13 protein-coding genes are annotated in these 12,232 nt (G+C 67.0%); 5 read left to right on the top strand and 8 right to left on the bottom strand.

Translation table 11 applies throughout. The annotated features are described in order from the left end of the window. Positions 1 to 294: 294 nt before the first annotated feature. Positions 295 to 552: a hypothetical protein gene (locus ACFPFG_RS20345; protein ID WP_380108018.1), complete on the top strand. Its 258-nt coding sequence runs from the start codon at positions 295 to 297 to the stop codon at positions 550 to 552. Here ACFPFG_RS20345 and ACFPFG_RS20340 read toward each other — a convergent pair whose 3' ends face one another. Further along, positions 553 to 1,245, bottom strand: coding sequence for a dienelactone hydrolase family protein (locus tag ACFPFG_RS20340; RefSeq protein ID WP_183019276.1), 693 nt, complete (start codon positions 1,243 to 1,245; stop codon positions 553 to 555). Between the two features lie 189 nt (positions 1,246 to 1,434). On the opposite strand from ACFPFG_RS20340, the gene ACFPFG_RS20335 reads away from it, so the two are divergent. Continuing rightward, positions 1,435 to 2,082, top strand: coding sequence for a MarC family protein (locus ACFPFG_RS20335; RefSeq protein WP_183019275.1), 648 nt, complete (start codon positions 1,435 to 1,437; stop codon positions 2,080 to 2,082). 45 nt (positions 2,083 to 2,127) lie between these two features. On the opposite strand, the gene ACFPFG_RS20330 is transcribed toward ACFPFG_RS20335, so the two are convergent. The 3 genes from ACFPFG_RS20330 to ACFPFG_RS20320 all read right to left on the bottom strand — a co-directional run bounded on the left by ACFPFG_RS20330 (position 2,128) and on the right by ACFPFG_RS20320 (position 3,836). Next, positions 2,128 to 2,628 (bottom strand): hemerythrin domain-containing protein, encoded by a 501-nt coding sequence (locus ACFPFG_RS20330; RefSeq protein WP_183019274.1) that lies wholly within the window; start codon positions 2,626 to 2,628, stop codon positions 2,128 to 2,130. Between the two features lie 254 nt (positions 2,629 to 2,882). Further along, positions 2,883 to 3,470, bottom strand: a complete 588-nt coding sequence (locus ACFPFG_RS20325) for a hypothetical protein (protein WP_183019273.1) — start codon at positions 3,468 to 3,470, stop codon at positions 2,883 to 2,885. A 147-nt stretch (positions 3,471 to 3,617) separates the two neighbouring features. Then, positions 3,618 to 3,836: a CsbD family protein gene (locus ACFPFG_RS20320; protein ID WP_012202308.1), complete on the bottom strand. Its 219-nt coding sequence runs from the start codon at positions 3,834 to 3,836 to the stop codon at positions 3,618 to 3,620. A gap of 382 nt (positions 3,837 to 4,218) precedes the next feature. On the opposite strand from ACFPFG_RS20320, the gene ACFPFG_RS20315 reads away from it, so the two are divergent. Next, positions 4,219 to 4,857 carry a hypothetical protein gene (locus ACFPFG_RS20315; protein ID WP_380108014.1) on the top strand — a complete coding sequence of 213 codons (639 nt, stop codon included), beginning with the start codon at positions 4,219 to 4,221 and terminating at the stop codon, positions 4,855 to 4,857. 292 nt (positions 4,858 to 5,149) lie between these two features. On the opposite strand, the gene ACFPFG_RS20310 is transcribed toward ACFPFG_RS20315, so the two are convergent. The 4 genes from ACFPFG_RS20310 to ACFPFG_RS20295 all read right to left on the bottom strand — a co-directional run bounded on the left by ACFPFG_RS20310 (position 5,150) and on the right by ACFPFG_RS20295 (position 8,927). Beyond that, positions 5,150 to 5,818, bottom strand: coding sequence for an ABC-type transport auxiliary lipoprotein family protein (locus ACFPFG_RS20310; protein WP_380108012.1), 669 nt, complete (start codon positions 5,816 to 5,818; stop codon positions 5,150 to 5,152). Between the two features lie 14 nt (positions 5,819 to 5,832). Continuing rightward, a complete protein-coding gene (locus ACFPFG_RS20305) occupies positions 5,833 to 6,795 on the bottom strand; it encodes an MlaD family protein (protein ID WP_183019270.1) in 963 nt (320 codons plus the stop codon). Between the two features lie 198 nt (positions 6,796 to 6,993). Continuing rightward, positions 6,994 to 7,797, bottom strand: coding sequence for an ABC transporter ATP-binding protein (locus ACFPFG_RS20300; RefSeq protein WP_063327701.1), 804 nt, complete (start codon positions 7,795 to 7,797; stop codon positions 6,994 to 6,996). Further along, a complete protein-coding gene (locus ACFPFG_RS20295; protein ID WP_380108010.1) occupies positions 7,797 to 8,927 on the bottom strand; it encodes an MlaE family ABC transporter permease in 1,131 nt (376 codons plus the stop codon). Before ACFPFG_RS20295 ends, ACFPFG_RS20300 begins: the two co-directional genes overlap by 1 nt. Positions 8,928 to 9,248: 321 nt before the next feature. On the opposite strand from ACFPFG_RS20295, the gene ACFPFG_RS20290 reads away from it, so the two are divergent. After that, positions 9,249 to 10,994, top strand: coding sequence for a GMC family oxidoreductase (locus ACFPFG_RS20290; RefSeq protein ID WP_380110308.1), 1,746 nt, complete (start codon positions 9,249 to 9,251; stop codon positions 10,992 to 10,994). A 371-nt stretch (positions 10,995 to 11,365) separates the two neighbouring features. Next, complete coding sequence (locus ACFPFG_RS20285) at positions 11,366 to 12,124, top strand: sulfite exporter TauE/SafE family protein (RefSeq protein ID WP_013800226.1); 759 nt, start codon at positions 11,366 to 11,368, stop codon at positions 12,122 to 12,124. Positions 12,125 to 12,232 lie beyond the last annotated feature (108 nt).

Raw genomic sequence — 12,232 nt, 5'->3', positions numbered from 1 at the left:
GGGGGAAACGGGCTTGGCGGCCCGAAACAACGTAGGCGCAGCAGCCGCACGCCTTTCCATGAGGCAGCGGCTTTTTTCATCTTCCCGGTGCTGCGCCGGGCACGGTTCCGTTTTGGCGGGGCTGTGCGGGACCTCCGCAAGGGGGTGCCGGTCCTACGTCCGGTCCGCCAACCTGCACAGTCCTGGCACCTCTCTTGGCGGAGTGGCGGCAGGCTCTTTATGTCACGTAGGAGCTGCCATGGCTGACATCACTCCATCCGGCGAAACAATCGCTGCCCCTCCCACTTCCACCCTATGCCCCCCAGGGAAGAGGCCAGTCTGTACTACCTCATTTCCGAATACGAGGTCTACCGAGTGCAGGACTGCATGCGGCAGATCGGGCTGGTAGTAGACCTGTGCTGCATGAGTGCACCTGGCCAACAGTTGAGCGACCTGGGCGGCCTGCTGAGTTTCCTGATCGCGCAGCAGCGCGCGCTGCGGGGCCCGCTGCAGACCGTGCAGGCGCGCAAGGCGACGCCGGGGCCGGCATGTGACCCGGACCCCGGGGGTTGATCAGGCCAGGTGCTGGTCGAAGAAGGCCAGCGTGCGGTCGCGCGCCTGCAGGGCGCTGGCCTCGTCGTAGGCGCTGCGCTGGTCGCAGTTGAAGCCGTGGTCGGCGTCGTACAGGTGCACCTGCACATGCTTTTGCGCCTGGGCGAAGGCCTGCACGGCGTCCACGGGAATGTGCGTATCGCGCCGGCCGAAGTGGGCGATGACGGGGCACAGCGGCTCGCGGCCCATCTCCAGCGGCGTGGTCATGCCGCCGCCGTAGTAGCAGGCCGCAGCCGACAGGCTGGGCAGGTTGCAGGCCGCGCGCCAGGCCCACAGGCCGCCCCAGCAAAAGCCCACGATGCCCACCTTGCCGCCGGGCACCAGCGTGGCAGCATGGGCGATGGCGGCCTCGATCTCGGGCAGCACGCCGGGCTGGGGCAGCGCCTCGGCGGCGGATTTCAGCGCCATGCCCTTGGCACGGTCGGCGTCGCCGTAGCCCAGGTCCACACCGGCCTCGACACGCGTGAACAGTGACGGCGCCACGGCCACATAGCCGCGGGCAGCCAGGCGGTCGGCCACGGCGCGGATATGGGCGTTGACGCCGAAGATCTCCTGCAGCACCACGACGGCGCCGCGCGCGGGCACATCGGGCCGCGCCACCCAGGCCGGCGAAGACGTGCCATCCAATGAAGTCAACTGCACAAAACTGCCCATGTCCGCGTTCCTTTCTGTCTGAGAACCTGTTGTGATTTCCCGGTGGGCGGACGCGCCCCGCAATGCTGTAATGGCGGCGGGCCGGCCCGTGCGGCAATTCTTTCACAGGAGACATTCGATGGAACGAAAAGTCGTGCGTACCGGCAAGGGCCGGGCACAGGTGGGCGGCGGCAACCTACAGGGAATGCGATGGACCTCAAACCGCTGATCACGCTGGTGGCCATCATCAACCCGCTGGCCATCGTCCCCTTCTTCATCCACTACACCGAGGGATTCAGCGCCCAGCAGCGCCAGCAGACCATTCGCACGGCGGCGCTGGCCTCGTTCTGCGTGATCGCGGCCTGCGCCATCATCGGGCTGCAGGTGCTGGACTTCTTCAACATCTCGCTGCAGAGCTTTCAGGTGGGCGGCGGCCTGCTGCTGCTGATCAGCGCCATGAACATGCTCAACGCCCGCCCGGCCGAGGAACGGCCCAACGCGCCCACGCTTGTCGCTGGCGCGGAAAAGGCCGCCATGGGCAACAGCATTGCCGTGGTGCCGCTGACGATTCCGCTGCTGACGGGGCCGGCCTCCATGTCCACCGTGGTGATCTACGCCGACCAGGCACGCACCATCTGGCAGCACCTGGCCCTGGTGGGCTATGGCGTGGTGGTGGCGCTGGTGGTGATGGTCTGTTTTTCGCTGGCCGACCCGATCGCCCGCGTGCTGGGCAAGACCGGCATCAACGTGATGACGCGGCTCATGGGCCTGATCCTCGCTGCCCTGGCCGTGGAGGTGATGGCGGGTGGACTGGTGAAGATCTTCCCCATCCTGGCCTCGCCCGCGATCATGCCCTGAGCGGGCTGGCTGATTGACGAGCTGGCTGATTGCGGGCCTGCCGGCTCAGGCCGGCACGGCCCGCGCGCGGTCGGCGCTGCCGTCGCAGGCACCGCCGCAGCCCGTGATGGGCTGCTCGGGCAAGGCCTCAGGGTGTGCCAGGGAGCCCGTGGCGGGATCGAAGCCCGCACTGCGCAAATGCAGGGCCAGCGCCGCATCCATGGTCTGCGCATGGTGCACGAACCAGGCCGCCAGCTCGCCCGCCATGCTGCGGATCACGGCCAGGTCCCCGGCCGCCGCCTTGTTCGCCCCCTCGCGCATCACCTGCAGCACCACCTTGTGCTGCAGGCTGTGGCAGTTGGTGCTGGTAAAGCGCGTGGACTGCATCCAGCGGTCTTCCTGGTCGAAATGCACCTGCGTATGCGCGATCAACTCATCCCAGCGCGTGCACAGCTGCGCATCATCGGCCGCCTCCACCTCGGCCAGCAGCAGCACGAACTCCTGGTGCACCTCGTCCATGGCGGGCAACTCCAATGCCAGCGCCCCGCTCCATTCCAGTACGGCCATACGCTTCTCCTGCCTTCATCATGAAAGCCTGCAGCTTAGGAACAGCACCGCCCAACCCGTTTGACCCACATCAGCCAACCCGAAAACAGCAAAGCCCCGCGAGCGGGGCTTGGTCAAGGCGGATAAAACTGGCGCGGCCAAAAGGCCAGGGGCACCGAGCAAGAGCCGCCTCGCGGCGAAAGTGCCATCCCCCTCCCTTGCGAAGCAAGTAGAGAGGGGGAAGGCGCGCAGCGCCTCAGGGGGTGCCTACCAGCTTACTGTCCAAACTTCCGCTTGGCATCAGCCACGCAGGTGTCCTTGGCGTCACCGCTCATGGTGTCGCAGCGGGCCTTGGCAGCCTTGTAGTCGGCTTCGCGGGTTTCCTCGGCAGCGTCCTTGCGGGTTTCGGCCACGTTGGCAGCCTTGGCTGCGGAGTTGGCAGCGGGCTCGGCCTGCGCCTTGTTCACCTTGGCGGCTTCGACGGCGCGTACATGGGCAGCCTTGGCATCCTTCACGCAGACATCCTTGGCGTCGCCCTTGAGGTCGTCGCACTTTTCCTTGGCGATGTCGTAGTCCGCATCAGCCTTGGCCTTGAGGGCCTTTTCGCTGTTCTTGGGCGAAGGATTGCGGCGCGATTCCAGTTCGGCCTTGGCCACGTTTTCCTGGCCCTTGGCCTGCTTCTCGCAGACGTCCTTGGCGTTGTCCTTCAGCGGCTTGCACTGTTCCTTGGCAGCCTTGTACTCGGCCTCGATCTGGTTCTTGGCGGCCGTGTGCTCGGCATTGGTCATGGCCATGGCGCCGGAGGCCATCAGGCCCAGGGCGACGGCGGACAGCATGTGGCGAAAGCGTTGCGGTGTTTGCATGATGGAACTCCTTGTATTTGTACTGAAGCGGCCCTTGGTGCCTGCGGCGGCGGGCCATTGGTGCGTGCCCTCAGGCACGCTGGCTGTCGGGGGAGCGGGTGGTGGCGCCGGCCAGGGCGTCCGTGCCACCCGCGGGGTCCACCCTCGTCAGTCTTCGAAGCGGAAGTCGGGGTTGCGCTTTTGCCAGTCGGTCAGCTGCTTTTCGGCAGCGTCGCGGGCCAGGCCCTGGCGCTCCTGCAGCTTGCCCAGGAATTGCTCGCGCTTGCCGGCGATCACGTCCAGATCGTCATCGGTGAGCTTGCCCCATTGCTCACGGATCTTGCCGGTGAATTGCTTCCAGTTGCCCTTGATGCGGTCTTCATTCATGGCTTGGTCCTTTCAGTGATGTTGAAGTCGTGCCGTGCAATCAGGCCTTGTTTTTTCAAAGCCACGATCTGCATCAGCGACGGTTCCACTGTAAAAAACCTGGGGGCTGCGCGCCGTAGTCTGGACCTAGTGTTGACGGTCGTCCCAGGGGCAGCCGAGACGGTGGGATCGGGACTACAGCCCCTGACGGACGCGCGGGAAGCGCTGGGTCAGGCGCCCGCCCAGGCGCCTCTGTGGTCCACCCCGCATATCGGCGCGTACGGCTCGCTGGGGTCCTTGCGCAAAAGGAAAGTGCAGAGAAATTCACCGCCCAGATAGACGGTATGAGGCAAGCAGCCAAAGACGGTGCAAGGTCTAATTTTTCTCCAGAGAGGGAAAATTATTGACTGCGTGGATTGAAGATGATTTGCGCAAGCAGCTGTTTGCAGCAGCGCCCGCAAATGGCATCTGGATTGGAGACTTGGCTGAGATTGATTCAGACCGGGAGATCATCCCTGTGCGATTCGCAGGGCTGGACTTCTGGTTTCTGTTCCTTTCGCCCCATGCGGAGACTGGCAACGATCCCGAGCTCCTGCTCACGATGCTGGACAACCTGGACGCAAAGGACTTCGCTCCTGCAGAGTTCTCTCGGCTGGTCAAGTTTTGCCGCGCCGACGCAGAAGCGGACCACTTCAAACCTGATGGCTGGTGTCTGCCGGAAGCTTTCCAGATCTTCCAGTTCGTGCAAACGCTTTGCAGCGTGATGGTGTTCTATCTCGATGAGATGCAGGAGATCGAACAGTTCTTTTATTTCCCGGCATCTCCTCGGCTGGAGCGCCTGTACAACAGGACCTTCAAAGCGCTATCGCAAAGGCTCGATGGAAGCCTCGTTGCTATACTTCATTCGACAGGAGCCTGCCATGCTTACCAAAGAACGTGCCGACATCAACACCGAAGTGCTCAGCCTGAAACAGGCCAGCATGTCGCGTGCGCTGATGGCTGCCCGCAAGGCAGTGAACACCGGCCTGCTCCGCACGCGTAGCAGCTCCAGCAAGGTGGCCTACACAAGGGAGTTGAGGGTCAAATCCTCCTGATTCAGGCGTAACTCAGGCGTAAGGCCTTCGCCCTGCCAAAGCCCAGCTCTGCTGGGCTTTTTGCTTGAAGGAGCGCGGTCAGGCTCACAAGCGCTGCAATCGCCCCGACGTGGCCTCGCCGAAGCGGCTCGAACCTGAGTCCACTCCACGAAGAAACAGCCGAACAGTGCAGTGCACCAATCGGCTGTTGTTGAGAGGGGAAGAAAGGGAAAACGGCGGGCTGGCGGCCAAAGCTACCGCTCAGTGCCCCTGCTGCCCCAGCCACGCATCGATCTGCGCAATGGCGGCATCGGCCGCCGTCGCCAGCGCCTTCGCGCCGCCTGCGGCATCGCCGGAGGCGGCAGGGCTGCGCACCTCGAACAGCTTCTGACCCAGCAGGCGGTCCACGGCACCGCTTTGCTCGACCAGGGTGGCGCGCAGGCGCACGACGCCGGCACTGGAGCCGGGCGCGTCGAAGACCTGGCTGAACTCTTCGATGTCCACGCGCAGCAGCGTGGGCACGGCACCCTGCAGGCGCGGCTGGGCCACGCTTTCGCTGCTGGCCAGCACGGGGCGCTGCAGGCCCAGCTGGCTGCGCAGGCGCTGTTGCAGCAGCAGGGCCGGAGGCTGGCTCCAGCGCGCCAGCTGGTAGGGGCGCAGTTCCTGGCCGTTGGCATAGGCCAGGCGGTAGAACATGGCGGTGCTGCCGTCGGACAGGGCGGGGGCCTCCACATCGGCCAGCGCCAGCGGCGTGCGTGCCTGCGGGGCGGCGGATGTTGCGGACTGCCCGGGCGCGGACAGCGGCGCCAGGCCGAAGTCATAGCGCGCAGGCTGGGCAGGGGGCTGCGGCAGGGCCGAGCAGCCGGCCAGCAGGATCAGGGCGGCGGCCAGTCCAGCGCTGGCCACGGCGGTCTTGCGAGATAGGGGCATGCGGATTCCTTGGGTCAGGGCTGGGTGGCTGCGGACGGGACGACGAAGCCGGGCTCGCCCGGCCCCGGGCGGGCCTGGCCCGGCCCGTAGATCACGGCCTGCGGGTTGTCGCTGAAGCGGCTGGCCGCCGTACCCATCTGGCGCGCGGCGCGCGAGACATCGTCGGCCGCGCGGTTGGCGTGCGGCACCGTGCTGCGCCCCAGCGAATCGGCCATGCGGGTCAGTGCGCGCGTGCTCTGGGCGATCTGCTCCAGCGGTCCGTCCTGCGCGTTCACCCGGCGCACGGTCTGCTGCAGCTCGGAGGCCACGGCGGCGGCTCCGTTGCTGGCCTTCTCCAGCGACTGCAGGGTGTTGTGGGCGTCGGCGGCGAGCTGCGGCACCTGGGTGGACAGCGTGCGGTCCAGGTTCTGCGTGAGCTGCTGCACGCCTGCGGCGGCGGCCGCAATGTTCTCCAGCGCCTGGCTCACGCGCTTTTGGTTGTCGGTGTCCAGCATGTCGCTGAGGCGGCGCGAGATTTCATCGGCGCGCTCCAGCAGCACCTGCCCCTGGTCGGCCAGCATGCTCAGCGGCGACGAGCGCAGCGGCAGGCGCGGCAGCCCGCTGGGGCCCGGCGGCAGCTGGGGCTGCGGCTGGTCCGCATCATCGAGCTGCACATGGGCCAGGCCCGTGACGCCCTGGTAGCCCAGCACGGCGAACGTGGTGGGCGTGATGGGCGTGTTCACGCCGATGGCGATGCGGATCAGCACATTGCCATTGGTCTGCGGATCGAACCCGATGCGCGTGACCTTGCCCACCGCCACGCCCTTGTAGCGCACGGCCGCCTGGGCCTGCAGGCCGCTGATGCCGTCCTTGGTGGACAGCTCGTACTCGTTGTACTGCCGCGTATCGCGCGTCAGCCAGATCGCCAGCCCCGCCAGCAGGGCCGCCACGACCAGCACGAAAATGCCGGCCGCCATGGCATGTGATTTGTTTTCCATATCAATGGTCCATAACGTTGAGCCCAGCAAAGCAAGGCATGGGGTCACAGCCCCAAGGGCCAGCACTCAGAGCGCAGCCTTCAAAACCGGCGCGCCCCAAGGCAAGGGACACCGAGCAAGGGCCGCCCCGCCGCGAGGGTGTCGTCCCCCCCCGCAAAGCGAGAGGGGGGAAGGCGCGAAGCGACTCAGGGGGGCTTCTCATACCGTGCTCATCGCGCGCCTGCCGCGCTCCCCCTGGAAGAAATGCTCGATGAACGGATGCTTGAACTCGGCCACCTCGCGCGGCGGGCCGCTGACCAGCACCTTCTTCTCGGCCAGCACGGCCACGCGCGAGGACAGGGCGAACAGCGTGTCCAGGTCGTGCGTGACCATGATGACGGTCAGGCCCAGCTCGGCACGCAGCTCGCGCAGCAGTTCGCAGAATTCGTCGGAGCTGGTGGGGTCCAGCCCGGCCGTGGGCTCGTCCAGCAGCAGCAGGGGCGGGTCCATGATCAGCGCCCGCGCCAGCGCCACGCGCTTGATCATGCCGCCCGAGAGATCGGCCGGCATGCGCGAGGCATGCTCGGGCTTGAGGCCCACCATCTGCAGCTTGACCAGGGCCGCGTCGCGCACCAGGTCGTCGGGCAGCGTGCCCTGCTCGCGCAGCGCGAAGGCCACGTTGTCCAGCACGCTGAAGGCCGAGTACAGCGCCCCATGCTGGAACAGCATGCCCACGCGGCTGGCGGCGCCCTCGCGGCCCATTTCGCTGGCCGGGCGGCCCAGCACTTCGACACGGCCCTTGGTGGGCTCCAGCAGCCCCAGCATCTGGCGCAGCAGCACGGTCTTGCCCGTGCCCGAGCCGCCGACGATGGACAGCATCTCGCCACGCTGCACATCCAGGTCCAGGTCCTGGTGCACGGCAAAGGCGTTCTCGCCTTCGCCGAACACGCTCCACAGCCCGGCAATGCGCACGATGGGCTCGTCGGCTGCGGGCGTGGGGGAGGTTTCGGTGTCCATGGCCATCAGATGCCTACGTCCTTGAACAAGATGGCGAAGATCGCATCCACCACGATGACCATGGTGATGGCCGTCACCACCGAGGCCGTCGTGCCCTTGCCCAGGCTCTGCGTATTGGGCTCCACGCGCAGGCCCCAGTGGCAGCCGATCAGGGCGATGAGGGCGCCGAAGACCACGGATTTGCCCATGGCGATCCAGAGGTTGCCGATCTTCACGGCGGCAGGCAGGGCCTCGGCGAAGTAGGCGCCCGTGACGCCCATGGTCAGGTCGGCCGCGAGCATGCCGCCGGCCAGCGCGGCCAGCGTGGTCCACAGCGAGACCAGGGGCATGGCGATGGCCAGCGCCAGCGCGCGCGGCAGCACCAGGCGAAAGCCGTGCGGTATGCCCATGACCTGCATGGCATCCAATTCCTCGGTCACGCGCATGACGCCGATCTGGGCGGTGATGGCCGAGCCCGTGCGGCCGGCCACCAAAATGGCCGCCAGCAGCGGACCCAGCTCGCGGATCAGCGAGATGCCCAGGATGTTGACGATAAAGGATTCAGCCCCGAACTGGCGCAGCTGCAGCGCCATCAGGTAGGCCAGCACCACGCCGATCAGAAAGCCCACCAGGGCCGTGATGGGCAGGGCCGTGGCGCCCATGGAGTAAAGATGGCCGGAGATGTCGCGCCAGGGCCCCCGGTGCGGCGCACGCGCAAAGCGCAGCAGGTCGATCAGCAACTGGCCGATGAGCCGCGTCATCTGCGCGAAATGGCCGCAGGCGTTGATCACCAGGCAGCCCAGGCTGTCGATGCGCTCCAGCAGGTTCGGGCGCGGGGGCGGCGGCGCAGGCTCCTTGGAGAAGCGGCCCACGCGCTCGAGCATGGCGCGCTGCGCATCGCTGGCCACGAGACGCGCGGGCAGGCGCCGGCCCCAGTGGTTCCACAGCAGCTGCGCACCCACGTGGTCCAGCCAGTCCAGCCCTTCGAGGTTCCAGCCCAGGTCATCGCCCTTGGCATCGGCCAGCTGCGCACGCAGCCTGCGCCATTGCGCCCGCCGGCCCAGCTCGGCCGCGCCCCAGGAGCCGGTCAGCAACGCCCACTGGCCGTCAGTGTCGCGGCGCAGGCTGCATTGGGGGGGATTGTTGAGGGCAGACAAGTGCGGAAAGTCCTTGGGGGTTGCGAAGGCGGGGCGCGCAGGCAGGGCCGGGCGGCATTGCAGCCAAGACCGCAGGATAACCGAGCGGCATGGGCCGCAGATTGCCTGGCAACGCCGTGCGCGCGACAGCTTTGCCCTACGCATGCAATTTTTATCAAAAAACCAGCGGAACTGCCATTGCTGCTGCATGCGATGCTGCAAAAAAAGGAGTCCAGCGCGCTTTCCCTCTCGACAGTGCGCATGCCGTCCGCACAATGGGTCGAAGCACCAACCCCGGCTCCCAAGGACGTTCCGGCCCGCAGCGGACGCCCGCCCATCTCCATGAGCAACACCACCTTCGACTACATCGTCATCGGCGCCGGCACGGCGGGCGCCCTCCTGGCCAATCGGCTTTCGCGCGATGGCCGCAGCCGCGTGCTGCTGATCGAGGCGGGCGCCAAGGACGACTACCACTGGATCCACATCCCCGTGGGCTACCTGTACTGCATCGGCAATCCGCGCACCGACTGGCTCTACCAGACCGAGCCCGACGCAGGGCTCAACGGCCGCAGCCTGCGCTATCCGCGCGGCAAGACGCTGGGCGGCTGCTCCAGCATCAACGGCATGATCTACATGCGCGGCCAGGCCCGCGACTACGACGGCTGGGCCGAGCTGACCGGCGACGACGCCTGGCGCTGGGACCAGGTGCTGCAGGCCTTCCGCCAGCATGAAAGCCATTGGCGGCTGGACGCCGGCGGCAACGCCGATGCGGGCTTTCGTGCCCTGCACGGCGGCACGGGCACAGGCGGCAGCGCCGAATGGCGCGTGGAGCGGCAGCGCCTGCGCTGGGACATCCTGGACGCCTTTGCCCAAGCCGCGCAGCAGGCCGGCATTCCGGCCACCGAGGACTTCAACGGCGGCAGCAACGAGGGGGTGGGCTACTTCGAGGTCAACCAGAAGGGCGGCCTGCGCTGGAACACCGCCAAGGCCTTCCTGCGGCCCACCTGCTATGGCCGCCCCAATTTCGAGCTGTGGACCCATGCCCAGGTCAGCCAGCTGCTGTTCGAGCCATTGCCCGCCGGCGGCCTGCGCTGCAGCGGCGCCCAGGTCTGGACCGGCTCGGAAATGGTCAACGTGCAGGCAAGCCAGGAGGTGCTGCTGTGCGCGGGCGCCGTCAACTCCCCGCAGATCCTGCAGCTGTCGGGCATCGGCCCGGGCGCGCTGCTGCAGAACCACGGCATTGCCGTGCGCCACGACCTGCCCGGCGTGGGCGAGAACCTGCAGGACCATCTGCAGATCCGCTCGGTCTACAAGATCAAGGGCGCGCGCACGCTGAACACCATGGCCAATTCGCTGTGGGGCAAGGCCGGCATCGGCCTGGAATACCTGCTGCGCCGCAGCGGGCCGATGAGCATGGCACCCTCCCAGCTGGGGGCCTTCACGCGCAGCAGCCCGCAGCAGGCGCACCCCAATATCCAGTACCACGTGCAGCCGCTGTCGCTGGACGCCTTCGGTGAGCCGCTGCACGGTTTTCCTGCCTTCACGGCCAGCGTCTGCAACCTCAATCCCACGAGCCGGGGCACGGTGCGCATCCACAGCGGGGACTTCCGCCAGGCGCCGGCCATTGCGCCGCACTACCTGTCCACACCCGAGGACCGGCAGGTGGCCGCCGACAGCCTGCGCGTGACGCGCCGCATCGTCGGCCAGAGCGCACTGGCGCGCTTCGCCCCCGAGGAATGGAAGCCCGGCGTGCAGTACCAGAGCGACGAGGATCTGGCACGCCTGGCAGGCGACATCGCCACCACCATCTTCCACCCCGTGGGCACGACGAAGATGGGCCGCGCCGACGACCCCATGGCCGTGCTGGACAGCCGCCTGCGCGTACGCGGCGTGCAGGGCCTGCGCGTGATCGACGCAGGCGCCATGCCGCGCATCACCAGCGGCAATACCAACAGCCCGACGCTGATGATGGCGGAGAAGGCCGCCGGCTGGATTCTTGCGGACCGGCAGGGGCAGACCGGGACAGGGACAGGGACAACGACCGCTGCGGCGGCACCAGCCGACGCAGCGGTGGCGATGACGGCCTGAGGAGCGGCAAGCCTGGGCGGGCCAGGGTTGTCGTGGGCCAAAGCGGATAGGCGAGGAATGAATGGTCGCCCTGGCGTCAAAGCCCCGGCGCCCGATGCTCACGGCCCTTTGCTGGTGCAATCCCGCACTTTTGCGGTAACTGCGGGAAATCCCCGATGCACCACCCAGGTGCGACCATTAAAGTCCACCCACTCTCGCGGCACCACAGTGCTGCACAAGAGGGGCCGAGGAGACAACTCGTACACAACCAGATCAACATTCATAAATAGCATCCCAAGATGCATTTCCCAGAGCGCCGGCAAGTCCGGCGCTTTTTTTATGCCTGCGGCCAGCCGGCTGCGGCACCTGGGCGGTGCGACAATCGCCGCCCTATGGAATGGATCATCGTCTCGCTGGCCTCGATGCTGGCCGGCTTCGTGGACGCCATCGTGGGCGGCGGGGGCCTCATCTTGCTGCCCGCGCTGTTCGCCACCTTCCCCACCGCACCGCCCGCCACGCTGCTGGGCACCAACAAGAGCGCCTCGGTCTGGGGCACGGCCATGTCCACCTGGCAGTACGGCCGCAAGGTGCAGTTGCCCTGGCGCGCAATGATGCCGGCGGCCTGCGTGGGCATGGCGGGCTCCTTTGCGGGCGCCTGGGCCGTCACGCAGATCTCCCCCGATTTCCTGCGCCGGCTGCTGCCGCTGGTGCTGCTGGGCGTGCTGGTCTACACGCTGGCGCGCAAGGACATGGGCCGCCACCACACGCCGCACTATTCGGGCCGCGCCGAGACGCTGATCGCCTGCGCCATCGGCCTGGTGATCGGCTTCTACGACGGCTTCTTCGGCCCCGGCACGGGCAGCTTCTTCGTGTTCCTGTTCGTGCGGCTGATGGGCTATGACTTCCTGAACGCATCGGCCTCGGCCAAGCTGCTGAACATGGCCACCAACCTGGCGGCGCTGGCGCTGTTCGCGCTCAAGGGCCATATCTGGTGGCACCTGGCCGTGCCCATGGCGGTGGCCAATGTGCTGGGCGCCATGCTGGGCACGCACATGGCCCTGCGCCATGGAACGGGCTTTGTGCGCGGCATTTTCATCGGCGTGGTGAGCCTGCTGATCCTCAAGACCGGCTACGACGCCTTCATCGCCTGAGCACAGGCCAGCGGCATTGGCAACACCTGCCATCGGCATTGGCGACGGCAACCTTCTATAATTGCCGACTTTTCGCCTTGAGCTGCGGCGGCTGGTGCATGTCGCACC

It is taken from the genome of Delftia deserti, from assembly GCF_042653485.1.
GTDB classification, from domain to species: Bacteria; Pseudomonadota; Gammaproteobacteria; order Burkholderiales; family Burkholderiaceae_C; genus Comamonas; species Comamonas acidovorans.
The sequence above is the reverse complement of the archived record's forward strand: the minus strand, read 5'-3'. Positions and strand labels throughout refer to the sequence as shown.